Genomic DNA, 23,832 nt, shown 5'->3' on the forward strand with positions numbered 1-23,832 from the left:
ATAACCCCGGTTATCAGTTGCAAAGTATGAATGTCGCCGGACGCCGCTAGGCTGGGGGCACAATCACGACTGAAGGGGGCAGCCATGGAGACACTCACGGGGACATTGCGGATGACGCTGTCCGATATCGCCGCCCTGGCCCGCGTGCAGCGGCCGGTCGTTTCTATGTGGCGCAAACGCAGCAGTGACGGCCCGCAGCCATTCCCGGCAGCCGTGGCCAACAAAAACGGCGTCGAGATGTTCGATGCAGACCACATCACTGACTGGCTCGTGGCGACTGGCCGTGGCAACAACCCCGAAGTGCGGAATGACGCAGCGGTTTTTGCGAGTCTGGCACAACCTGCAGACGAGGCACCACGCGACAGCCGGCAGACGTTCGACGGCCTCACTGGACTTCTGGCACTGAAGGTCATCACCGGACGGGCCCTCGGCCGGACCACCGCCGCAGACTTGCTGGATGCCGCAGATGAGGCTGACCCTGACGATGTGTTCCTCTACAGCGAACTTGAGGCCCTCGGCTCCGCACTGACAGGCCTGGCCGGTTTCGCCGACAGATTGGCGGACAGTGCCTTCAGCGCGCCGGCTGCCTTCGAGAAACTGTTGACCCACCGCTTCAAGGAAGGCCTGCGCGAGCAATCGGACACGGCGCTGACGGATGCGGCCGTTGAACTCGTAGGCGCCGCCGCCATCGAACTCGCCTCCACCCTGGACAGTAGGCCTGTGTTCGTCGATGCGACTCCCGGCGGGAGCGATGTGATGCTGAGCATCGGCGAGAGACTCCGCGAAGCAGAGCCTGCCAGCTTTCTGGCAGCGGATCACGACGGCGGCGCCTCACGTTTGGCCCGCCGGCGGCTGGCCGTGCATGGGGCGGACAGCGGGCCCGTAAAGGTCGACTCCAATGGAGCGTTCGCAGTCAATGGACCCGCCGTGCACGTGGCACAGTACCCGGCGCCCGGCAAGCCTGGCGAAGACACCGTGGGTATCCTGTCCGGCATCGAGAACATCGTCCTTCAAATGGATGACAGACAGCGGGCTGTGGTCCTTGCCCCGGCCAGAGTGCTGACTGACATGCTGTCCGGCCAAGCCGGCAACCTCCGCTCGGATCTCCTCCGGTCCGGCCGCGTACGTGCCATCGCGCGGCTGCAGCCGGGCCTCCTTCGCGCCAAGCCGCGCGAACCGCAGGCCCTGTGGATACTGGGACCGTCGTTCGCGGAAGTGCCCATCGCCGACCGATGGACCATGGTGGCTGACCTCAGCACCAAACCCCTCACCCTTGATGTAAGCCAGGATCTGATCAGCGACGTCGCCGCCTCCATGGGCGACCGCGCCACCATCCGCGCCCACTCCTTCAGGTTCGCGCGGCTGGTCCAGACCCGCATCCTGCTCGCCAGCCACGGCGCGCTGGTCAGCGTCCCGGCAGCCAAGAGTACGACGCCGGGGCGAGGCGCCGAGGCAGCGCTCCGGATCGAGGAACTCATCCGGGTCCTGTCCGCCGGGGCGGCCGAGCCGCCATCCCTGCCGGCAGTGCTGCCCGCCGCGGAGGGCGTCTCACAGCGGCCCGCCACTGTCCAGGCACTCATCAACTCCGGAAATCTCAAATACCTCAAAGGAATTCGGCTGGACGAGGCTGACCTGAACCGCCGCGACGGAAGCCGCATCCTCGGCCGCGAGGAGTTGATGGACGGGCACAGCGCCCAACCGCGCTTCATCACCCTTCTCGACTTCGCCGCAAGATACCCCGCCGGGCGGCTCACCGAACCTGGAGACGTTGTCTTCTGTACCAGCCCGCGCCCCGCCGCGACGGTCGACGCGGAGGGTGGCGCCGTCGTCGTCTTTCCTGCCCGGATCCTGAGGATTGATCAAGGCGACCCTGGCGGACTGCTGCCCGCCGTCGTCGCCGCTGACATCAACAGACTCAACGCGGCGGACAAGTCCTGGCGGAACTGGCTGCTGCGGCGCGCACCGGAAGTCCAGCGCCAGCCGCTCACCAACGCCCTGCAGCGCCTGCAACACGAGCAGGCCCAAGCCCGTCAACGTCTCGAACGCCTGGAAGAACTCGCTACCCTGATTACGGACGGCGTAGCGGGCGGAAGCCTCACCCTGACAGACCCCATTTCCCACGCCGGACCAGTAGAAGGAACTGCATAATGCCCCCGAAGTTGAAGGTGGACCTCGCCCCGTCCACTATGAAGGAACTGAAGGACACCCTCTGGAAGGCGGCGGATAAGCTCCGCGGTTCGATGGATGCCTCGCAGTACAAGGACGTGATCCTGGGGCTGGTGTTCCTGAAGTACGTGTCCGACGCGTTCGAGGAGCGCCGCGGGCAGATCCAGGCCGAGCTGGAGGCGGACGGGCTCAACGACGAGCAGATCGCCCAGCTGATCGACGACGTGGACGAGTACACCGGCCGGGGCGTGTTTTGGGTGTCGCCCCTCGCCCGCTGGACCTACCTCGCGGAACACGCCAAGGGCCTGGACGCGGTGGCCGGCGCGGCGCCGAAGTCCATCGGGCTGCTCATCGACGAGGCCATGGAGCTCATCATGGCGGACAACAAGTCCCTGGCAGCTACCCTCCCCCGTATTTACAACCGTGACAACGTGGACCAGCGCCGCCTGGGCGAACTGCTGGACCTGTTCAACTCCGCCCGGTTCACCGGCCAGGGCGCCAGCAAGGCGCGCGACCTGCTCGGTGAGGTGTACGAGTACTTCCTGGAGAAGTTCGCCAAGGCCGAGGGCAAACGCGGCGGCGAGTTCTATACGCCGGCCGGCGTGGTCCGCGTCCTGGTGGAGGTTCTTGAACCGCACCGTGGACGGGTTTACGACCCGTGCTGTGGTTCGGGCGGCATGTTCGTCCAGGCCGAGAAGTTCCTGGCCGCGCACCACCTGGAGGGTTCGGACATTTCCGTCTACGGCCAGGAGCTCAATGAGCGCACCTGGCGGATGGCGAAGATGAACCTGGCCATCCACGGCCTGAACGCCAACCTGGCCTCCCGCTGGGGCGACACGTTCGCCCGCGACCAGCATCCGGAGCTGACCGGGACCAACGGCGCGGACTTCATCATGGCCAACCCGCCGTTCAACATCAAGGACTGGGCCCGCTCCGAGTCCGATCCGCGCTGGAAGTACGGCGTGCCGCCCGCAGGCAACGCCAACTACGCGTGGATCCAGCACATCATTTCCAAGCTGGCGCCCGGCGGCAGTGCCGGCGTGGTCATGGCCAACGGCTCCATGTCCTCCAACTCCGGCGGCGAGGGCGAGATCCGCGCCCAGCTGGTGGAGGCCGACCTCGTCTCCTGCATGGTGGCGCTGCCCACCCAGCTGTTCCGCAGCACAGGAATTCCGGTCTCCACCTGGTTCTTCGCGAAAGACAAGACAGCCGGCCCGCGCGGCTCCGTGGACCGGACGGGGCAGGTGCTCTTCATCGACGCCCGGAACCTTGGCTACATGGTGGACCGCGCCGAGCGTGCCCTGTCCGACGAGGACATCGCCAAGATCGCCAACACCTTCCACGCGTGGCGCGGCTCGGCTTCCGCCGGCGAGGCGGGTCTGACGTACGACGACGAGGCCGGCTTCTGCTATTCGGCCACCCTCGCGGAAATCAAGGCCGCCGACTACGCACTGACTCCCGGACGCTATGTCGGGGCCGCCGATGTGGAGGACGACGGCGAGCCGGTCGAAGAGAAGATCGCCCGGCTATCGAAGGAACTGTTTGAGCAGTTCGAGGAGTCCGAGCGATTGGCTCAGGTTGTGCGCGAGCAGTTGGGGAGGGTTTCGTGACGTTGGCCCTTGAGGAATTTTGCTCCCACGTAGTCGACTGCAAGAACAGGACGGCGCCTGAAGACCCGACAGGTGAGTACTTCGCTGTGGGCACGCCTGCAATGCGCGGCAACGTGATCAACTACTCGGAAGCCCGTCGGATCAATGAAGCCACGTTCGCCGAATGGACCGCCCGGTTGCTTCCAAGAGAAGGCGACATTCTCTTTGCCCGTGAAGCGCCAGTAGGTCCGGTCGTTTCCATACCTGCTGGCGGTAAAGTGGCTGCCGGTCAACGGACAATGCTGCTGAGGACAGACCCGGAGAAAGCGGATTCGGACTTCTTGCGCTTATATCTCAGTGCACCCATAACACAGGCACGTATTCTCGCTCTAGCGCATGGTTCGACCACGCCGCACCTGCGGGTCGCTGACGTACGATCTTTCCCTGTCGATCTGCCGTCTTTGAATGAGCAAAAGGCGGTTGCCGAGGTCCTGGGCGCCCTCGACGACAAGATCGCCGCCAACACCAAACTCGCCACCACGGCAGACGACTTCCTATCTTCGACGTTCACGTCGTTGCTAACCAATGACTTGAAGGAAGTCCCGCTCAGTGAAATTGCCTACGTCAACGTTGACACTGTAAAGCCGACCATGGGAGGTCAACTCCGTTACATCGACATAGCTTCAGTGGGGGTTGGAACCTACGAATTCCCGACTCCGATCGATTGGGAATCCGCACCCTCCAGGGCACGGCGTCGAGTGCGAAAAGGCGACACGATCTGGTCAACCGTCAGGCCAAACCGGCGATCCCATGCCCTGAACCTTTCTGATGATCCACTCCTTGTTGGCTCTACGGGCTTGGCTGTCTTGTCGCCGCGAACAGTTGGTTTTGCATACCTCTACGAAGTCACGAAACGGACTGAGTTCACCTCATACCTAGAGACCGTTGCAGAAGGTAGTGCTTATCCGGCCGTTCGTGCAGACCGGTTCCAAGCGGCCCCGGTCCCACTTCTGTCGGAAAATGACCGCCGATCGTTCGAAGCGCTGGCGGAACCCTTGCGAGAGTCGCTCCATTCTCTTTCCGAAGAGAACATTGCCCTCGCCGCAACCCGCGACGCACTCCTCCCCCAGCTCATGTCCGGCAAGCTCCGGGTCAAGGATGCGGAAGCAGTCCTGGAGACGGCCGGGGTGTGAACGTACAACGCGTTGCAACAACTGAGGCGGCAGTCAATTGTGCAGCAGCCCGCCGCCCAATTGACACTCGGCCACCCTGCAATGTTGCAACGCGTTGCACAGGTCGGAATAGACGCTGCCCGAACGGCCCCGTACGTCCCCTCACAATGTCTGCCCCCTTCGGTAGCTTCAAGGCAAGCAAACCAATCACACGAGGGGCTACTCATGTCGACACCAAGTAAGCAGAACCCGGCAGAACCTATCAAGATAGGCATCGGCCCCGGAACACGCAAGCATGCCGCTGGTGCGTCATTTCCCGAGACCCCCGCGAAAAGCACCATGCCGGCGTGGTATCCGGACTTGCTCGACGCCGTCTCCCAGCAGGTTGTGCTGGGCCGAGCCCGCGCCGTGGCCGCTGCCAATCAAGAACTGGTCGCCACGTATTGGGCCATTGGTCGCGACATCCTGATCCGCCAGGGAGAGGAAGGCTGGGGCACGAAAGTCACCACTCGTCTTGCTGCGGATCTTAAGGAGCGCTTTCCTCAATCCAAAGGGTTCTCGCCCCGGAATCTCATGTTCATGCGTGCGCTTGCAGCCACATGGGACGAGCAAGCAATTGTGAAAGCGCCGCTTTCACAATTGCCCTGGTATCACCATATTGCCCTCATTCAGAAGCTCAACGAGCCCGAAGCCCGCCTCTGGTACGCATCCGCCGCCGTCGAACATGGTTGGTCCCGCAACGTTCTGGTCCACCAAATCGAAAGCCAGCTCCACGCACGCGCCGGTAAGTCCATCAACAATTTCAAGGCGACGCTGCCGCCGTCGGACTCTGACCTCGCCGATCAACTCACCAAAGACCCCTATATCTTCGACATCGTTTCCATGACGGACAAACGCCACGAACGTGAGCTGGAAGGCCAGCTCATCAAGCATGTTGAGAAGTTCCTTCTGGAGCTCGGCCAGGGCTTCGCGTTCGTCGGCGAGCAGGTTCGCCTGGTGGTCGGCGGCGACGAATTCTTCGCCGACCTCCTCTTCTACCACCTGAAACTGCGCGCCTACATAGTCATCGAGTTGAAGGCCACGAAGTTCGATCCGGGCTACCTCGGTCAAATCGGGTTGTACATGGCTGCCGTTGACGACCTCCTGGCCCACCCGGAGGACAAGCCGACTATCGGCCTACTGCTCTGCAAATCCAAAAACAACGTGGTGGCCGAGTACGCGCTCCGGACCACCCAGATGCCCATCGGCGTCTCCGAGTGGAAGACAGAAATCGTGGAATCGCTGCCCGCGGAATTCGCCTCCACGCTGCCCAGCATCGAAGAGCTCGAGGCCGAACTTTCGCAGGAACTATCATCAGAAGATCCGGTCAACCAGGGGGAATCACCGTGACAGCACCAGCAATAGCTTTTTCCGAGGCCGACTGGGAAGGGGCCGCGAAGGAGCGGCTCGGGGAACTGGACTGGAAACCCGTCGAGGGCCAGTCAATCGCACCGGGCTCCGGAGAACGCGATTCCTGGGCTGAGCTGCTCATCCGGCCGCGGCTGCTCGAAGCCCTGCGGCGGCTCAACCCAACCGTCCCGGCGCCGTACCTGCAGCAGGCGCTGGCGGAAATCACGTCACCCGCATCGAACGATGCTCTGGCGGAGAACCACCGGATCCACGACTGCCTGGTAGACGGCTACCGGCTGTCCTACATCGATTCCGACGGCTACGAAGCCAACCCGACCATCAGGATCATGAGCCAGGAACCCGACCAGAACGACTGGCTCGCCGTTAACCAGGTAACTCTCGTGGAGGGCGACTACAAGCGCCGCTTCGACATCGTCCTCTACTGCAACGGCATGCCCGTCAGCGTCATCGAACTCAAAAAGGCCGGCAACGCCCACGCCGACCTTCCCGGCGCGCACGCCCAGCTTCAGACCTACCTCCGCGAATTCCCCATGGCCTTCCGCTTCTGCGTGTTCACGCTCGCCTCGGACGGCATCCAGGCCAAGTACGGAACGCCGTTCACCCCCTTCAATCACTTCTCACCGTGGAACGTGGACGACGACGGCGTGCCGGTTCCGCAGGGCCTGATGCTCGACGGCGACGCCGTTACCGCCCTGGATACCGCACTGGACGGTCTCTACAACCAGGAACGTTTCCTGCAGCTGACCCGAAACTTTACGGCGTTCGATCAGGGCTCGGGCGGGCTGGCCAAGCGCATCGCCAAGCCGCACCAGTACTATGCGGTCACCAAGGCGGTGGCGAGCACCATCCAGGCGGTGGAGAGCAACGGCAAGGCCGGCGTGGTCTGGCATACCCAGGGTTCGGGCAAGTCCATGGAGATGGAACTGTATGCCAACATGGTGGCCCGTGCGCCCAAACTGAAGAACCCGACCGTCGTCGTCATCACGGACCGGAACGAGCTGGATGGCCAGCTGTTCGAGGGCTTCGACCGCAGCCTGCTGCTGGCGGAGTCGCCCAAGCAGATCAAGAGGCGCTCCGAGCTGCGGGACGAGTTGAGCAACCGGACGACAGGCGGAATCTATTTCACCACGCTGCAAAAGTTCGGCCGCAGCAAGTCGGAGAAGGACGCCGGCGCGGACCACCCGCTGTTGTCCGACCGGCGGAACATCATCGTGGTGGTGGATGAGGCGCACCGCTCGCACTACGACGATCTGGACGGCTACGCCCGCCACCTGCGTGATGCCCTGCCGCACGCGACCCTGATCGCGTTCACGGGGACCCCGATCTCTTTTGACGACCGCAACACCCAGGCCGTCTTCGGTGACTACATCGATATCTACGACCTCTCGCGGGCGGTGGAAGACGGAGCCACAGTGCCTGTCTACTTCGAACCGCGGCTCATCAAAGTGGGCCTGGCTTCGGATGTCACCGAGGAGATCCTGGACCAGGCCGCCGACGAGGCAACTCTCGGCCTGGACGACACCGAGCGGGCGCGCCTCGAGGCGAGTGTCGCCGTCGTCAATGCCGTTTATGGTGCCCCGCAGCGAATCGCTGCGTTGGCTGAAGACCTGGTGGCGCACTGGGAGAACCGGCGCGAGCGGATGGGCAAGTTCATCGAGGCGCCCGGCAAGGCGATGATCGTGGGCGGAACGCGGGAGATCTGCGCAAAGCTGTACTCAGCGATTGTGGAACTGCGGCCGGGCTGGCATTCGGACGACCTATCGAAGGGCAAAATCAAGGTGGTGTACTCCGGCGACGCGACCGATGCACCTCCAGTGTCGTTGCACGTACGCCGGGATTCGTTGAATGCCCAGGTGAAGGAGCGGCTCAAGAACATTGACGACGAGCTGGAGCTGGTGATCGTCAAGGACATGATGCTCACGGGCTACGACTCCCCTCCCCTGCACACGCTGTATCTGGACCGGCCGCTCAAAGGTGCGCTGCTGATGCAAACGCTGGCACGCGTGAACCGCACGTTCCGCGGCAAGGAAGACGGGCTGCTGGTGGCATACGCGCCGCTGGCGGAGAACCTGGCCAAGGCGCTAGGCGAGTACACGCAGTCGGACCGGGCCAACAAGCCGGTGGGCAAGAACATCGATGAGGCTGTTGGGCTGACTGTTTCCCTCGTGGAGTCCCTGCGGTCCCTGCTGGCTGGCCATGACTGGAAAGCTGTGCTGATGAAGGGTGGGCCGAAGTCTTTCCTGAACGCAGTGACTGGAGCGGTCAGCTACCTGCGCAACCCTGCGACGCCCGGTAACCAACCTGCAGACGGCGAAGAGTCGGTTGCCGCGAAGTACCGCAAGTTCTCCAGCCAACTCTCGCGCGCGTGGGCACTATGCTCCGGGTCTGAGACATTGGCCGAGCTGCGTCCGGAAATTCAGGTGTATGAGGAGATCCGCGTCTGGATGGCCAAGTACGACGCCGCGGACCGGCAGGCCAGCGGTGAGCCGGTTCCGGAGGAGATCCAACGCTTGCTGGGCCAGCTGATCGCCAATGCCACGTCGTCCGGCGAGGTGCTGGATATCTATGATGCTGCCGGCATGCCGAAGCCGTCCCTGGATGACCTGACGCCGGAGTTCATCGCGAAGACGCAGAAGGCCCGCAACCCGCAGCTGGCTATCGAGGCGCTGCGGAAGCTCATCGCCGACGAGTCCGCCGCGTCCACTCGCAACAACGTGATCCGGCAGAGGGCGTTCTCCGAACGGATCACCGAGCTGATGAAGAAGTACACCAACCAGCAGCTCACCTCGGCTGAGGTCATCGCTGAGCTGGTGGAGCTGGCTCGCGAGGTTGCCGCTGAAGGCAACCGCGGTGCGAACTTCACTCCCCCGCTGAACTCAGACGAACTCGCGTTCTACGATGCCGTAGCTTCGAACGAATCCGCGGTGGCGGTGCAGGGCGAAGGGAAGCTGGCCGAGATCGCCCGGCAGCTCGTGAATGTGATGCGGCGAGACGTACGGACCGACTGGACCGTGCGCGACGACGTCCGCGCCAAGCTTCGTTCATCCATCAAGCGTTTGCTTGTGCTCAACGGCTATCCGCCCGACAAGCAGCCGGAGGCAATCAAGCTGGTCATGGAACAGATGGAATCCATGGCACCAAGGTTTGCTGAGGCGCGGACGTGACGCCGAGGTGGCATCCCGTGGCAAACCGGAGACCACTGGCTCGAAAACCAGAAGACACCGACGGGGCCCGCATGAAAAAACTCATGTTGGGGTCACAGGCTTGGGTGCACCGCCGCGTCGACACTCTGAAGCTCGGCGAAGAGGGCTCCACGCGAAGGTGCGTCTCCTTGGACGTAACCGTCCCCAGCGACTTGGAAATCGTCGGGTCAAAGGGAAAAGTTCTGGTGCCGCTTGCGCTGATAGCAAAGGCTCGGCTCCGCGATGTCGATACGGCCGACCGTGATGGAAAAACGATACCCATTTTGGGAACACTGGATAACAGCCAGCTGGCGCTGGACCTGTTGGTCGACCTGGCACCGGCTTGGATAGTCCGAGATCCCGAACTCTGGGCAACGTGTGAAACACACATCAATGAGTTGGTTGCCGCCGATGTGCCAAACGGTCCCGAACGGGCTTCCTTCGATCGCTGGATCGCCACACTAACGACGGGGGAAGGATCTGAGGTGGACCCTGATCTCGCGGTGTTCGCCGGTCTTGCGAGGCAGCTCTCCGAGAATTTCCTCTTCATCGTCGAAGTCGACCGGAACATTCTTGATGTCAGAACGGTCCTGAAGTTCTCCCACGATTTGGACTCACCAGCCGTGACCGGTGGAGCCGAAACCGCGGGTTTTGGTATGCAGATCGCCGATTTTGGCTTCGCTGCCAGTCAGCACATCGAAGTCCAGGTCCCCGCCGGACTAGCCGTTGAATCAATGTACGTGGTCGAGCTTGACCCCTCAGGTGAACCCGTGGACTACGACTTCGACATTGCTGAGGTGGAGCGAACGACCAGCCACGTGGCCTTGTCACCGGGATCAAGGTTCAGCACGGGAGAACTCCGTGTAGATGTCATCCCGGCGCGTCGGGGCATCTACTGGTTTGCACTCCTCACCGTACCCGTTGTACTTCTCCTGACTGTGCTTGCATGGCTGGATAAAACAGACGTTTTGGAGATCGTCTCTGCAGACTTCAAGGTGCCCTCGCCGTCTGCATCTCTGTTCCTGGTGGGACCAGCGATCTTTTTGTCATGGCAGGCACGCGCCCCTGAACACGCCCTGACTGGAACCCTTTTGAGCCCACTGCGCCATATGTTCATGCTCTCGGCGACGTCGCTGGTCCTGATGGCAGCTGCCGCTGCCATCCCCTTACAGCATGCGTCATGGGAGGTTCTCTGGATCGCTGTAGGCGGAACACAAGTCGTGGCGACGATCTGGTTGTTGGCATTTCGGCTAAACTTTCCCATTATGGGGGGACGTCCAGGATGAAATGTCACACCTCGTTGAGACTATGATTGAACCAACAGGAGAAGGTAGTGATGGCAGGCATTAAGCGCGTGCGGAAGCTCCGGAGCATACAACGAGGGGATCTTCAGGAAACACTGAAGCTTGTCCGTGAAGCCGAGTTCACCATAGATACAGGCGCCGGATCATTAGGGCGGCCCGGTACGTTGAAGAGCACGGAAACCGCAAAGGGTGTCGTGGAGAGGGTGCTGGCATCCAGGACTAGCCGTTCACATCACCCTGTCTGAATGTTTTGCGGACGCGTCCGGCAACTGCAGGCGGAGCCCTTGGAGTTTCACTAGAAAGACCCTGCACATTTTATGTGCAGGGTCCTTCTCGTAGGCAGTCGCCACATTGGAGTACTTTCAACTCAACGATGTGTTTCTTCCACCGCACGACCTACTCTTCAGGGCTTAGGTGACAGTCATCTCATAAAGACAACAAGGCAGTCAGTCCTAGAAGTCCCAGTCGTCGTCTTCCGTATTGACAGCCTTGCCAATGACGTAGGACGAACCTGACCCGGAGAAGAAGTCGTGGTTTTCGTCAGCGTTCGGTGACAGTGCCGAGAGGATGGCCGGGTTCACGTCGGTGACGGAAGCCGGGAACATGGCCTCGTAGCCCAGGTTCATCAGCGCCTTGTTGGCGTTGTAGTGCAGGAACTTCTTGACGTCCTCGGCCAAGCCCACGGAGTCGTAAAGATCATGGGTGTACTGGACTTCGTTTTCGTACAGCTCGAAGAGCAGTTCGAACGTGTAGTCCTTGATCTCCTGCTTGCGTTCCTCGGACAGGCCTTCGAGGCCCTTCTGGAACTTGTAGCCGATGTAGTAGCCGTGCACTGCCTCATCGCGGATGATCAGGCGGATCAGGTCAGCGGTGTTCGTCAGCTTGGCCCGTGAGGACCAGTACATCGGCAGGTAGAAGCCCGAGTAGAACAGGAAGCTCTCCAGCAGGGTGGAGGCCACCTTGCGCTTCAGGGGGTCGTCGCCCTGGTAGTAGTCCATGACGATCTGCGCCTTCTTCTGAAGGTTCGCGTTCTCGGTGGACCAGCGGAAGGCCTCGTCGATCTCCTTGGTGGAGGCCAGCGTGGAGAAGATGGAGGAGTAGCTCTTGGCGTGCACGGACTCCATAAACGCGATGTTCGTGTATACGGCTTCTTCGTGCGGGGTCAGCGCATCCGGGATCAAAGAGACGGCGCCGACCGTGCCCTGGATGGTGTCCAGCAGGGTGAGGCCGGTGAACACGCGCATGGTGAGCTGCTGCTCATCCGGGGTCAGCGTGGCCCACGACTGGACGTCGTTGGAGAGCGGGATCTTCTCCGGCAGCCAGAAGTTATTGACCAGACGGTTCCAGACGTCCACGTCCTTTTCGTCCTGGATGCGGTTCCAGTTGATGGCCTCGACGTGGCTCAGCAGCTTGACTTTCTCAGTCATGTCTATTCTCTCTCCTTGACCTTACGGGTCTCCCCGAAGGCTAGCTGAGGCTGGACCTGCGCCGATCTTTTGATCGACGCCGGTCCAGCCAGGCCATCCGTTACTTCGATTCCTTCACCGTTGTTTTCGGATGCTTATCTGCATACTTGGGTGTTACATACTGCCCAGTTCCCGCGTCGCGGAACTTGGGCGGATTCTTCTTACCAGCCACTGTATTCACCTCCTTCCGGGATCTACATCCCGGAAGGAGGATCGTCGACAGACGACCGACAACTCCTGTAAACTCAACAGTCCAAGGCAATCACTTTGGAACCGTCTCGTTACCGGGACGAATTGAGGAGTCATGTTAGAGCATGGCTCCTCAAGCTTTTAAGCGTCCTACACGACTTGGTTGAAACTTCAACTAAAGCATGCACGAAACACAGTTGTCCACCTCAGTCCCTTCCAGCGCGAGCTGGCGGAGACGGATGTAGTAGATGGTCTTGATGCCCTTTTTCCAGGCGTAGATCTGGGCTTTGTTGATGTCACGCGTGGTGGCGGTGTCCTTGAAGAACAGCGTCAGGGACAGGCCCTGGTCAACGTGCTGGGTAGCAGCGGCGTAGGTGTCGATGACTTTCTCGTAGCCGAGCTCGTACGCGTCCTGGTAGTACTCCAGGTTGTCGTTGGTGAGGTACGGCGCCGGGTAGTACACGCGGCCCAGCTTGCCTTCCTTGCGGATCTCGATCTTGGACGCCACCGGGTGGATCGAGGAGGTGGAGTTGTTGATGTAGGAGATCGAGCCCGTGGGCGGGACTGCCTGCAGGTTCTGGTTGTAGATGCCGTGCTCCATGACGGAAGCCTTGAGCTCGCGCCAGTCTTCCTGGGTGGGGATGTGGATGTTCTTGAACAGCTCCGCGACCTTAGCGGTCTGCGGCACCCACTCGCGGTCGGTGTACTTGTCGAAGAACTCGCCCGAGGCGTACTTGGACTTCTCGAAGCCGCCGAACGTCTGACCGGTCTGAATGGCCAGCTTATTGGAGGCGCGGACCGCGTGGTACACCACCGAGTAGAAGTAGATGTTGGTGAAGTCCAGGCCCTCTTCGGAGCCGTAGTGGACCCGCTCGCGGGCCAGGTAGCCGTGCAGGTTCATCTGGCCCAGGCCAATGGCGTGGCTCTGGTCGTTGCCGCGGGCAATGGAAGGCACCGAGGTGATGTTGGACATGTCCGAGACAGCCGAGAGAGACCGGATGGCCGTCTCGATGGTCAGGCCGAAGTCCGGGCTGTCCATGGTCTTGGCGATGTTCAGCGAGCCCAGGTTGCAGGAGATGTCCTTGCCGGTCTCAGCGTAGGACAGGTCATCGTTGTACGTGGTGGGCTGGGAGACCTGGAGGATCTCCGAGCACAGGTTGGACATGATGATCTTGCCGTCAATCGGGTTCTCCCGGTTCACGGTGTCCTCGAACATGATGTACGGGTAGCCGGATTCGAACTGGATCTCAGCGAGCGTCTGGAAGAACTCACGCGCCTTGATCTTGGTCTTCTTGATCCGGGAGTCGTCCACCATCTCGTAGTACTTCTCGGTGACCGAGACGTCGGAGAACGGCATGCCGTAGACGCGCTCGACGTCGTACGGGGAGAAGAGGTACATGTCCTCGTCCTTTTTGGCCAGCTCGAACGTGATGTCCGGGATGACGACGCCCAGCGAGAGGGTCTTGATGCGGATTTTCTCGTCCGCATTCTCGCGCTTGGTGTCCAGGAAGCGGTAGATGTCCGGGTGGTGCGCGTGCAGGTACACCGCGCCGGCACCCTGGCGGGCACCGAGCTGGTTGGCGTAGGAGAAGCTGTCCTCGAGGAGCTTCATCACGGGGATGACGCCGGAGGACTGGTTCTCGATCTGCTTGATCGGGGCGCCCACTTCGCGGATGTTGGTCAGTGCGAACGCCACACCGCCGCCGCGCTTGGACAGCTGCAGGGCGGAGTTGATGGACCGGCCGATCGACTCCATGTTGTCTTCGATGCGGAGCAGGAAGCAGGAGACCAGCTCGCCGCGCTGGCGCTTGCCGGCGTTCAGGAACGTGGGCGTGGCCGGCTGGAAGCGGCCTTCGATGATCTCGTCCACCATCTGCAGGGCGAGCTGCTCGTCGCCGCGGGCCAGGTGCAGGGCAACCATGCACACCCGGTCCTCGTAGCGCTCCAGGAAGCGCTTGCCGTCGAACGTCTTCAGTGTGTAGGACGTGTAGAACTTGAACGCGCCCAGGAAAGTCTCGAAGCGGAACTTCTTCTTGTACGCGCGGTTGTAGAGCTCGCGGATGAAGTTCATCGTGTACTGGTCGAGGGTTTCGCGCTCGTAGTACTGGTTCTTCACCAGGTAATCGAGCTTCTCCTCCAGGTCATGGAAGAACACCGTGTTGTTGTTCACGTGCTGCAGGAAGTACTGGTGCGCAGCCTCGCGGTCAGCCTCGAACTGGATCTCGCCGTTGGGGCCATAGAGGTTCAGCATGGCGTTCAGCTCGTGGTAGCCCAGGCCCTTGTAGGCGGCCGGCATCTCGGGCTTCTCCAGGTCGACGCCGTGCTTTTCAGCAACACGGGTTCCCTGGCCTTCGGCCCTGGTTACTTCTGTGTCTGAGACAGTCGTGTCCAAAACGTATCCAATCCTTGGTTGACCCGGGCCACGTCTTCTGGCGTGCCCATGAGTTCGAAACGGTAGAGCCGGGGTACCTGGCATTTGGCGGCGATGATGTCCGCAGCCATGCAGTAGTTGTCCCCGAAGTTTGTGTTGCCGGCACCGATGACCCCGCGGATCAGTTTCCTGTTCTGCGGGTTGTTCAGAAAGCGGATGACCTGCTTGGGCACTGATCCCTCTCCCCCGGTACCGCCATAGGTCGGCAGCACCAGCACGAACGGCCGGGTGGCGAGAAGGGGTGCATCCTTTGAATGAAGCGGGATCCGGGCGTTCTCCCGGCCGAGCTTTGAGACGAAGCGGCTGGTGTTCTCGGAGGTGGAGGAAAAGTAGATGAGCTGGCTCTGCGTGGTGACAGGCGGCAATCCGGCCACTTGGGCCTCGGCCACTGCCAGTGCTGCCACGGGAGTTACCTCAGGAGTGTTGATGGGTTGCCGGATGGCGGAAAGTGCGGCCTTAGGCCACGGAGGAAACGGAAGCCAGGGCCAGTTCCTCGATCTTGTCCGGGCGGAAGCCTGACCAGTGGTCCTGGTCGGTGACCACTACGGGAGCCTGCATGTAACCCAGGGCCTTCAGGCGCTCGAGGGCCTCGGCGTCCTGGGAGATGTCAACGCTCTGATAAGTGATGCCCTTTTTGTCCAGCGCACGGTAGGTTGCGTTGCACTGAACACAAGCCGGCTTTGTGTAAACCGTAACGGTCATGGTCCCTGTCCCCTTTTATCGAAATCTTCGCTCGTCTTTGTCCCGCCCAAGCTGTACGTCGATACTACATGTAGTGCAGACGGCTCTCCGGAACCCCAAGATGATGTATTACAAGTATGTCATTTAATGCACTTTTAATCCACAGGCAAGGGCCCTCAAAATGTCCGGATTTCAGGCATTTTCGCGGACGAAATCCACACCCTGTGGAGTACTTAGCCACATTTAACGCCCCGCGTGTCGTTTTCCGGACGGCGTGTCGCGCCTTGTGGCTGCGCGTATGAAACGAGTGGCAGACCACTACATGTAGTGGTCAGGGGCACACGAGGACGACGCCGGGCGGACCCGCTTCAGCCCTGTGCCACCAGTTTGTCCCGGATCTCCCTGCGCAGGACTTTGCCAATGAGCGAGCGCGGAAGGGAGTCGAGCACCACCACCCGGCGCGGCACCTTGTAGGCGGTGAGATTTTCGCGGGCGAAGGCCAGGAGCGCCACAGAATCAAGGGTGGTTCCGGGGATGGGCACCACGGCGGCCACCACGTCTTCGCCGCCTCCAGGGCGGGGCAGCCCGACGACGGAGACTTCCGAAACGCCCGGGAAGGCGGCGATGACGTCCTCCACCTCGCTGGGCGAGACGTTGAAGCCGCCCGTGATGATCAGTTCCTTGATCCTGTCCCGGATGGTGACGAAGTAGTCATCGTCCACGGAGACGATGTCGCCGGTGCGGAACCAGCCGCCGTCGAGCAGTGAGTCCTCCGTCTCCTCCGGCCGGTTCCAGTAGCCGGCAAACACCTGGGGTCCACGGATCAGGAGTTCCCCCTCCTCGCCCGGGGCACGGTCCAGCGCGGTGTTCCTGGGATCAACCACCCTGATGTCGGTCAGCGGAAACGGAACCCCCACAGTGCCCGGCTTGCGGGTGGGACCGAACGGGTTCCCGATCGCAATCGGGGAGGTTTCGGTCAGCCCGTAGCCCTCAATAAGATAGCCGCCGGTCGCTTTCTCCCACGTCTCCACGGTCGCGGTGGGCAGGTTCATGGCGCCGGAGATCGAGAAACGGATGCTTTCCAGTCCGATCCCGCGTTCGGCTGCGGCGGCAGCGATCCGGTCGTAGATCGGCGGCACGGCAGGCAGGAACGTCGCCGGTGATTTCCTGAACGCCTTCAGCACCAGGTCGACGTCGAACCTGGGAAACAGGACCAGCTTCGCGCCGATGCTCAACGCGAAGGTCATGCACAGCGTCAGGCCGTAGGCATGGAACAGCGGCAGGACCGCATACACGGTTTCCCGGCCCTCCTTGAGCCCCGGAACCCAGGCGCGGCCCTGCGCGGCGTTCGCCTGCAGATTGGCATGGGTGAGCATGGCAGCCTTGGGCGTGCCTGTGGTGCCGGAGGTGTACTGGAGGACTGCTAGGTCCCCGGCGGCAGGCCGGGGGTGTTTCTTCTTGAGGTCTCCGGCGTCGAGCAGTTCCCGCCACGGCAGTACGGGCCGCACGGCCGGCGCCGGTCTGCTCTTCGCCTCCTGCCTGCCCACGGTAAGCGCGGCCCGGGCCTTGCGGGCCGCGGGAACCGGAAGCCGCAATGCCAGCCGCTGCAACAGCGGCATGGCAGGGATGAGCTCCACCGAGACGATGCTGCCGAGCACGACGTCGGGCGGCAGTTGGCGGACCCGCTCCACCGCCTTGTCCCAGACAATTGCGACGGTGGCCCCGTGGTCCTCGAAGAGGTGCCGCAGTTCGCGGTCCGTGTAAAGGGGATTGTGTTCCACCACTACCGCCCCCAGGCGCAGCACGGCGTGGAACGCGACAATGTGCTGCGGGCAGTTCGGCATGACGAGGGCAACCCTGTCCCCGGCCTTCACACCGAGCTTCTTCAGGCCCGCCGCTGCCCTGCTGATCTGTGTTCCAAGCTCGCGGTAACTGGTCCGGGCACCGAAGAACTCCAGTGCGGTCCTGGTGCCGTAACGGCGCACCGATTGGTCCAGGAGGTCCACCAGCGAACCGTCCGGAAGCACCAGGCCTGCCGGGACCCCGGGACCGTAGGACCGGGTCCATGGACGCTCACTCCACGGCTGCCCCGGCTGGGGAGCTGCACTGTTTCCAGCATGGCTGCCGGTCACTTTCCGGGTGGGTTTCCACTTCATGATCAGTCCTTGCCGCCGGAGTCTGCCCGGGGCTGCGAACACCCCGTCTGCGAACCAAGGGGCACGCCCGAATCACCCTACTAGAGCTGCGCCTCCCGGCGGTCCAGCACGATCTGCTGTACATCGAGGTAGCCGGACTGGAACCCTGCACGCGAGTAGGCCAGGTAGAAAATCCACATCCGCTGGAACACCGCATCGAAGCCCAGCTCCCCCACCTCCTGCGAGCGCGCAATGAACCTTTCCTCCCACAGGCGCAGAGTTGCGGCGTAGTGGTCGCCCATCCCCATCCGCTCCCGGACGCGGAGCGTGGTGTGCTGCTGTGTCACGCTCTCGATGGCCCGCACCGACGGCAGGAAGCCGCCGGGGAAGATGTACTTGTGGACCCAGGTGTAGGCGTTGCGGGTCGCCAGCATGCGCCCGTGCGGCATGGTGATGGCCTGGATGGCCACCTTCCCGCCCGGGGCCAGCACCCTGTCGATGGTCTGGAAGTAGATGGGCCAGTACTCATACCCCACGGCCTCAACCATCTCCACGGACACCACGGCGTCGAACTCGCCCTCCACCGCCCTGTAGTCCTGCAGGGCCACGGTGACCTGGTCCGCGTAGCCCGCGGCGGCGATGCGTTCCTGGGCCAGGGCCTGCTGTTCGCTCGAGAGCGTGACGCTGTAGACCGTGGCACCCCGGGCTGCCGCGCGCAACGCCAGCTCGCCCCACCCGGTGCCGATCTCCAGCAGCCGGGTGCCGCTTCGGACTCCGGCCTTGTCCAGGAGCCTGTCGATCTTGGCCTGCTGCGCCTCGGCCAGGGCTTCCCAGGGCACCGAGTCCAGCGCCCCGTCGGCCAGCGGGAACAGCGCGGACGAGTAGCTCATGGTCCCGTCCAGGAAGTTGGAAAAAAGCTCGTTGGAGAGGTCGTAGTGGCGCGAGATGTTGCTGCGGGTGTTCTGTTCCGCGTTCTGCTCGTGCCGCGGAGTCCGGGGCAGGTAGAGCGTGCGCAGTCTCTGCAGCGGTTTGGGGATCAGCGTGTCCACGGAGGCAGCGAAGACCTCGAGCACGGCAGCGAGATCAGATGCTTCCCAGTCGCCGGCCATAAAGGACTCACCCAGCCCGATCAGGCCGTTGTCCCCGATCCTGGCTTCGAACGCCTCGGGCCGCACCATGGTCATGACCGGGGCATCGTGGCCGCCGGCGCCCACCACGGAGCCGTCCGGGTAGGCCACGATGACGGGCAGCCGGCGGAGGGCGGCCTTGAAAAGAAGACCTGCGGCTTTGCCCGCCACGAGGGCTTTAGTGCCCGACGGCGCCTGGGCAACACCGGGCCACACTTCCGGATCGATGGTGGCCGGCGACGCCGGTACCCCGGAAGCGTTGTGCCCCGTCACCGGGTGCCGGTTTGCTGACTTCCCGGCCGCAACCTCCACAGCTGCAGCCGTTCCGTTCTCATCGGTCATAGTCATTGAACTGCCTCCTGTGAGGGGTGATGTGGTCTTTTGACGACGGGCAGGCGTCTTGCCCAGAGTTTAATGCCCTGGATCCGGATCAAAGCGGATACCAGCAGCGGCGCGGCCGGAACAGCCACGGCCGCCGCCAGGATGTTAGGGACAGTGGCGGGCCGCCGGTCCCCGTCCATGGTGGCGACGAAGGGCCGGTGCCCTTCGCGCTCCAGGACGATGGAAACAGAGAGCCGTTCGTGGGGCGCGGGCACCTTCATGCGGTATTGCCCGTCAACATCATTGAACGGCGAAACGTAGAAGGCCTTGGGCACACTGGCGCGGCCGGAGGAATCCGTGTCCAGGAGGTAGCAGTGACGTTCCCCGTAGGTGTTGTGGACTTCTGCGATGACGCACTGCAGGTCCCCGGACTGCCGGTAGCACCAGAAGAGGGTGAGCGGATTGAAGACGTGCCCGAACACCCGGGCACTGGTCAGCATCCGGATGGCACCGCCGTCGGGCTCTATCCCCCGGGTCCGCAGGAACCGTTCCACATTGCTGCGGATGCTGGCACCGGGGTCCCCAAGGTGGTCGGCTGCCCTGAAGTCCGCAAGCGGCCGCAGGATCCGCGGGAGGACCGGGAGCCGGTCCACATCGACAAACCAGCTGTAGCTCCGGTAGGTGAAGGCGTTCTTCAGCGGGGTCTTGCGCACATGGGAGATGGAGGTGCGGTAGATGGCTGCAGTGGAGCTCATGTGCCCTCCGAGGCTGTCTGCAGTTCGGGTTCCGGTGACTGCAGTCCCGTCGCGTCCCAGCTGCGGCCCAGCTGCCCGGCAGCCCGCACCCCGGACAGCGCTCCATCTTCGTGGAAGCCCCAGCCAAGGTAGGCGCCGGCGTAGGCGATGCGTCGATCGCTCAGGGCCGCGATCCGCTGCTGAGCGCGAAGGGACTCGGGGGTGTACTGCGGGTGCTCGTAGACCATGCGCTCCAGGACCTGGTTCTCGCCGATCAGTTCGGATTCGCCCAGGCTCACCAGGTACGGCCTGCCGTCGGCGGGCTGCAGGCGCTGAAGCCGGGTGAGATCGTAGCTGACCAGCACCTTGTCGGGGCGGGCGTCGCAGCCGGGAAGCCGGTAGTTCCAGGAGGCCTGGGCGTTCTCCGCGGCAGGCAGGACCGCCGGGTCCCGGTGGAAAACGGTGTGGTTGACGGAGTAGGGCATGCCGCCAAGGGCTTCCTTCTCCTCCGGGGAGGCATCGGCAAGGAAGCTGAGCGCCTGTGACGGGTGGGTGGCGATGACTACGGCGTCGAAATCCTCAATCCCCCCGGCAGTGACAAGCTCAACACCAAGGGCATGGCGGCGGATGGCGGTCACGGGGCTGCTCAGCCTGATATCCGGCAACGCTGCCGCAAGCTTTTCCACATACCTCTCCGACCCGCCCGTGACGGTCCGCCACTGCGGCGAACCCTTGACCCCCAGCATGCCGTGGTGGCCCAGGAAGGTGAAGAGGTAACGCGCCGGATAGGACAAAGCTGTGGTGGGGTCGCAGGACCAAACAGCACTGACAACGGGGGTCATGAAATGGGAGATGAAGTACGGACTGAACCGCTCCCGGGCCAGGAATTCACCGAGGGTCAGCTCCGCGCCGGCCGTGCCGGTGCCGGCGTCGGACTCTGGAGCCTGGATCAGGGCGCGCGCCTTGCGGTAGAAGCGCATGACCTCCAGCAGCATCAGCAGGTAGCGGCCGCGCAGCAGGCTGGAGGGGCGGGCGATGATCCCCCGGGCCCCGTCGCGGGCGCCGGCGTATTCCAGGCCGCAGCCGTCACAGCGGACGGACATGCTCATCTCGGAGTCCTGGGTTTGAACACCCAGCTCGGAAAAAAGCCGCAGAAGGGTGGGGTACGTCCGCTCGTTATGGACGATGAAGCCGGTGTCGATCCCCAGGACACTGCCGTCCTGCTGTGGGACGGCGTGGGTGTGTGCGTGGCCGCCGAGCCTGCTGTCCGCCTCGAACAGGGTGACATCGTCCTCCCGGTTCAGGACGTACGCGGCGGTAAGGCCGGCCACACCGCTTCCGATGACGGCAATGCGGCGGCTCGCGCCCCCACTCCAGGCTGGGTTAAGTGACAATTGTGCTCCTCTGCTGAACATCTGCCGTTGGTAAGTCAACGGCAATTCGGAACCGTCGGCCCGTTGGATGGGTGCGGATGTGAAGGAGCTTTTTTGCCGGCGATCCGGCGGAGTACTGTGGGCGGGTGGTAAATCCCGTGCATCTGAAGACCCTCCTTGAGGTTACCCGGCTGGGTTCGTTCGCTGCGGCCGCGGCACGCCTGGGGTATACGGCCTCGGCAGTATCCCAACAGATGTCCACGCTGGAACGGGAAACCGGCGTCGTCCTGTTCCAGCGGTCGGCCAAAAGCGTGGTTCCCACCGAGGCCGCCGTCGTCATGACCCGGCACGCCGCAAAGGTGCTGACCGACATCGAGGCCCTGATGGCCGCGGCGTCCAAAACCCACGACGCCACGAGCCAGGAACTCAGGCTGGGAATCTTCCCCAGCCTGGCCACCTACGTCCTCCCGCGCATCCTGAAGAATCCGGCATGGAAAGACCTCGGCATAGACCTCAGGGTGTCCGTTGCGGAACCGGCCCTGACCATCCAGGGCCTGCGGACCGGCGGGGACCTTGATGTGGCCCTGGTCTTCCAGGTGGGCCAGTCCGGCCTGGCCTGGCCGCACACCATCAACCGGCAGTGGATCGGCGACGACAACTTCCGGGTGGTGCTTCCCGCGGGCTGGGGTTTCCGCAGTGACGCCAAGGTGGCCGCGGACCACCTCTCCGAACTGCCGTGGATCATGCACCACCCCGGGAGCCCCGACGCCGTGGTGATCGAGCGCCTTTTCGCCAGCTGCAACCTGCATCCCCGCGTGGTGGCCCGCAGCGACGATTTCCACGCCAGCCTCGAAATGGCCGCCGCCGGCCTCGGCGCGGCGCTGGTGCCGGAGCTGGCACTGCGGAACCGGCCGGCCGGCGTCGTGGTCCTGGACGTCCCGGAGATCCGGCTCGCCCGGAACGTCTTTGCCCTGCTCATCAACGAGAAGAAGACCGCCCGGGTGCAGCTGTTTGTGGACCTGCTTGCCGAAACACTGGCGGGTCCGGGGGCTGGAGGCAAATAGTCCCGAATGCTGGAATGCACCGCTTTTGGGGTCTATGTTGAAGGTATGAACAGGGTAGCGAGCCAGCACTTTGGAGAGATCGAGCTCAACCACGGCAGGGATCACAATATCGCCGCGAGACACGAGCTGGGTGGCCAGACGCTGGAGCTCGACCTGAACATCAACGCACACGACCACTTTGATGAAGCGGCCATGCACAAGGTGGACTACCGCTTGCGTTTCCTGCCCGAACTCGTCGATGAGGTGCGGCAGATGATCGCCGATGAGCTGGAGCAGGAGGGCACCAGCCCGCAGGAATACCTTCAGTTCCACTGCAACGCTGTTAAAGACGAGCACCTGCGGAAGGTTTTCGGCGTCGAGGACCGGAGCCAGCTCACCAACGACGTCTTCCTCAAGGCACTCAAGCTCGGCCACGTGGGCATCTACCCCGGTCAGCCCGAACGCTACTTCGTCCTTGATTTCACGCTCGGGTCCCATTTCACCGATGAGGTGCTGGTGGCCTCCGCCGACGAAGACGGCGTCGTGGACGACGAAATCCTTTGGGAGTCCTAAGGGTCCTTCTGCCCTAGCGCGGGCTGCCCCGCCGGCATCACCATGGAACTGCCATTTTTCCTTGCCTCCATGTAAAGGACGGTAGGCACCATGGACGATATCCACGCAGATAACACCCGCACCGGCCGTTCGGCGGTTATGCCCGGAACCGGGCAGCAGACGACGGACAGACGATCCTTGCGCCTGGCTGCGACGCTGCTCGTGGCAGGCGTCGTGGTTTCGGTGGCGGCCGGCTTGCTCCATGCCGAGTCGCATGACGCGAATGACCATGTGGCTTCATTTACCGCTTATGCCGGAAGCGATATCTGGACCGGCGCGCACCTTGGCCAGTTCGTCGGCATGGCACTGTTGACCGTTGGGCTGATTGCACTGTGGGCGGCCCTGAACACCGGGCAGGGTGCCGCAGCCTGGTCAGCCCGTTTCGGCGCTCTTTCAGCGGCGCTGGCCCTGGCGCTTTACGGCGCGCTCCAGGCCGTTGACGGGGTGGCCCTCAAGCACGCCGTGGATGCCTGGGCATCAGCTGCCGAGCCGGAGAAAGCGATGCGGTTCGCCACCGCGGAAGGCATCCGCTGGCTCGAGTGGGGCATGCGGAGTTACCAGAGCTTCATGCTGGGCACCGCACTGGTCCTCTTGGGCGTCGCCATCGCAGCCACCCGGCGGGTCTCCCGGTTCATCGGGTACCTGATGGCGTTGGCCGGGGCGGCCTACTGGGTCCAGGGCTGGATCATCGGAACCGAAGGTTTCGCTGCAGCAAACGCCTTGCCGACGCTGGCCGGGATCATCCTGACCGTCGCCTGGACGGTCTGGCTGCTCATCAGCGCCTGGCAGAGCAACGAAAAAGCGGCCGGTCACGGAAGGTGACCGCGTTCGCTCGCTTCTCAAGGTCCGGTGCGCTGAGCGCACCGGACCTTGAGCCTCTCGAGTCTCTTATGAGTA

17 protein-coding genes are annotated in these 23,832 nt (G+C 62.9%); 9 read left to right on the plus strand and 8 right to left on the minus strand.

Annotated elements, in window-relative coordinates; translation table 11 throughout:
• Nucleotides 1–84 precede the first annotated feature (84 nt).
• The 6 genes from ACS5PJ_RS02370 (at nt 85) to ACS5PJ_RS02395 (ending at nt 10,805) form a co-directional block, all read left to right on the plus strand.
• The gene (locus tag ACS5PJ_RS02370; protein ID WP_439433315.1) at nt 85–2,148 is read left to right on the plus strand and encodes a hypothetical protein; all 2,064 of its coding nucleotides are present in this window, start codon (nt 85–87) and stop codon (nt 2,146–2,148) included.
• Nucleotides 2,148–3,776 (plus strand): class I SAM-dependent DNA methyltransferase, encoded by a 1,629-nt coding sequence (locus ACS5PJ_RS02375; protein ID WP_439433316.1) that lies wholly within the window; start codon nt 2,148–2,150, stop codon nt 3,774–3,776. The genes ACS5PJ_RS02370 and ACS5PJ_RS02375 overlap by 1 nt, the downstream gene beginning before the upstream one ends.
• Nucleotides 3,773–4,948 (plus strand): restriction endonuclease subunit S, encoded by a 1,176-nt coding sequence (locus ACS5PJ_RS02380; RefSeq protein ID WP_439433317.1) that lies wholly within the window; start codon nt 3,773–3,775, stop codon nt 4,946–4,948. Before ACS5PJ_RS02375 ends, ACS5PJ_RS02380 begins: the two co-directional genes overlap by 4 nt.
• A gap of 204 nt (nt 4,949–5,152) precedes the next feature.
• A complete protein-coding gene (locus tag ACS5PJ_RS02385; protein ID WP_439433318.1) occupies nt 5,153–6,316 on the plus strand; it encodes a PDDEXK nuclease domain-containing protein in 1,164 nt (387 codons plus the stop codon).
• Nucleotides 6,313–9,501, plus strand: a complete 3,189-nt coding sequence (locus ACS5PJ_RS02390; protein WP_439433319.1) for a type I restriction endonuclease subunit R — start codon at nt 6,313–6,315, stop codon at nt 9,499–9,501. Before ACS5PJ_RS02385 ends, ACS5PJ_RS02390 begins: the two co-directional genes overlap by 4 nt.
• Nucleotides 9,502–9,668: 167 nt before the next feature.
• Complete coding sequence (locus ACS5PJ_RS02395; protein ID WP_439433320.1) at nt 9,669–10,805, plus strand: hypothetical protein; 1,137 nt, start codon at nt 9,669–9,671, stop codon at nt 10,803–10,805.
• A 470-nt stretch (nt 10,806–11,275) separates the two neighbouring features.
• Here the strand turns inward: ACS5PJ_RS02395 and nrdF are convergent, their stop codons facing one another.
• The 8 genes from nrdF to ACS5PJ_RS02435 all read right to left on the minus strand — a co-directional run bounded on the left by nrdF (nt 11,276) and on the right by ACS5PJ_RS02435 (nt 21,301).
• Nucleotides 11,276–12,250: a class 1b ribonucleoside-diphosphate reductase subunit beta gene (nrdF, locus tag ACS5PJ_RS02400; RefSeq protein ID WP_108600538.1), complete on the minus strand. Its 975-nt coding sequence runs from the start codon at nt 12,248–12,250 to the stop codon at nt 11,276–11,278.
• Nucleotides 12,251–12,653: 403 nt separating this feature from the next.
• Nucleotides 12,654–14,774, minus strand: a complete 2,121-nt coding sequence (nrdE, locus tag ACS5PJ_RS02405; RefSeq protein ID WP_439433560.1) for a class 1b ribonucleoside-diphosphate reductase subunit alpha — start codon at nt 14,772–14,774, stop codon at nt 12,654–12,656.
• 65 nt (nt 14,775–14,839) lie between these two features.
• The gene (gene nrdI / locus ACS5PJ_RS02410; RefSeq protein WP_439433321.1) at nt 14,840–15,313 is read right to left on the minus strand and encodes a class Ib ribonucleoside-diphosphate reductase assembly flavoprotein NrdI; all 474 of its coding nucleotides are present in this window, start codon (nt 15,311–15,313) and stop codon (nt 14,840–14,842) included.
• A 52-nt stretch (nt 15,314–15,365) separates the two neighbouring features.
• Nucleotides 15,366–15,611: a glutaredoxin-like protein NrdH gene (nrdH, locus tag ACS5PJ_RS02415; RefSeq protein WP_131683980.1), complete on the minus strand. Its 246-nt coding sequence runs from the start codon at nt 15,609–15,611 to the stop codon at nt 15,366–15,368.
• Nucleotides 15,612–15,958: 347 nt separating this feature from the next.
• On the minus strand, nt 15,959–17,746 hold the full coding sequence (locus ACS5PJ_RS02420) for a long-chain-fatty-acid--CoA ligase (protein ID WP_439433322.1): 1,788 nt from the start codon (nt 17,744–17,746) through the stop codon (nt 15,959–15,961).
• 80 nt (nt 17,747–17,826) lie between these two features.
• Nucleotides 17,827–19,200, minus strand: a complete 1,374-nt coding sequence (locus ACS5PJ_RS02425; protein WP_439433323.1) for a class I SAM-dependent methyltransferase — start codon at nt 19,198–19,200, stop codon at nt 17,827–17,829.
• Entirely contained in the window at nt 19,197–19,928 is a 732-nt protein-coding gene (locus tag ACS5PJ_RS02430; protein WP_439433324.1) for a DUF1365 domain-containing protein, read from the minus strand. The genes ACS5PJ_RS02425 and ACS5PJ_RS02430 overlap by 4 nt, the downstream gene beginning before the upstream one ends.
• Complete coding sequence (locus ACS5PJ_RS02435) at nt 19,925–21,301, minus strand: NAD(P)/FAD-dependent oxidoreductase (RefSeq protein WP_439433325.1); 1,377 nt, start codon at nt 21,299–21,301, stop codon at nt 19,925–19,927. Before ACS5PJ_RS02435 ends, ACS5PJ_RS02430 begins: the two co-directional genes overlap by 4 nt.
• Nucleotides 21,302–21,426: 125 nt before the next feature.
• Here ACS5PJ_RS02435 and ACS5PJ_RS02440 point away from each other — a divergent pair, with 125 nt between their 5' ends.
• The 3 genes from ACS5PJ_RS02440 to ACS5PJ_RS02450 all read left to right on the plus strand — a co-directional run bounded on the left by ACS5PJ_RS02440 (nt 21,427) and on the right by ACS5PJ_RS02450 (nt 23,757).
• A complete protein-coding gene (locus ACS5PJ_RS02440; protein WP_439433326.1) occupies nt 21,427–22,344 on the plus strand; it encodes a LysR family transcriptional regulator in 918 nt (305 codons plus the stop codon).
• A 45-nt stretch (nt 22,345–22,389) separates the two neighbouring features.
• Nucleotides 22,390–22,896, plus strand: a complete 507-nt coding sequence (locus tag ACS5PJ_RS02445; RefSeq protein ID WP_439433327.1) for a DUF2004 domain-containing protein — start codon at nt 22,390–22,392, stop codon at nt 22,894–22,896.
• A 90-nt stretch (nt 22,897–22,986) separates the two neighbouring features.
• Nucleotides 22,987–23,757 carry a DUF4386 family protein gene (locus ACS5PJ_RS02450; protein ID WP_439433328.1) on the plus strand — a complete coding sequence of 257 codons (771 nt, stop codon included), beginning with the start codon at nt 22,987–22,989 and terminating at the stop codon, nt 23,755–23,757.
• Nucleotides 23,758–23,832: the final 75 nt, after the last annotated feature.

Origin of the sequence: Pseudarthrobacter cremeus (assembly GCF_051857465.1) — a bacterium.
Classification (GTDB): Bacteria; Actinomycetota; Actinomycetes; order Actinomycetales; family Micrococcaceae; genus Arthrobacter.

Bases quoted from the DNA above. Each gene is read 5' to 3' on its own strand.
- ACS5PJ_RS02370 (WP_439433315.1), top strand. From the start codon at position 85: ATGGAGACACTCACGGGGACATTGCGGATGACGCTGTCCGATATCGCC.
- ACS5PJ_RS02375 (WP_439433316.1), top strand. From the start codon at position 2,148: ATGCCCCCGAAGTTGAAGGTGGACCTCGCCCCGTCCACTATGAAGGAA.
- ACS5PJ_RS02385 (WP_439433318.1), top strand. From the start codon at position 5,153: ATGTCGACACCAAGTAAGCAGAACCCGGCAGAACCTATCAAGATAGGC.
- nrdF (WP_108600538.1), bottom strand. From the start codon at position 12,250: ATGACTGAGAAAGTCAAGCTGCTGAGCCACGTCGAGGCCATCAACTGG.
- nrdE (WP_439433560.1), bottom strand. From the start codon at position 14,774: ATGCCGGCCGCCTACAAGGGCCTGGGCTACCACGAGCTGAACGCCATG.
- nrdH (WP_131683980.1), bottom strand. From the start codon at position 15,611: ATGACCGTTACGGTTTACACAAAGCCGGCTTGTGTTCAGTGCAACGCA.
- ACS5PJ_RS02420 (WP_439433322.1), bottom strand. From the start codon at position 17,746: ATGAAGTGGAAACCCACCCGGAAAGTGACCGGCAGCCATGCTGGAAAC.
- ACS5PJ_RS02425 (WP_439433323.1), bottom strand. From the start codon at position 19,200: ATGACTATGACCGATGAGAACGGAACGGCTGCAGCTGTGGAGGTTGCG.
- ACS5PJ_RS02430 (WP_439433324.1), bottom strand. From the start codon at position 19,928: ATGAGCTCCACTGCAGCCATCTACCGCACCTCCATCTCCCATGTGCGC.
- ACS5PJ_RS02445 (WP_439433327.1), top strand. From the start codon at position 22,390: ATGAACAGGGTAGCGAGCCAGCACTTTGGAGAGATCGAGCTCAACCAC.
- ACS5PJ_RS02450 (WP_439433328.1), top strand. From the start codon at position 22,987: ATGGACGATATCCACGCAGATAACACCCGCACCGGCCGTTCGGCGGTT.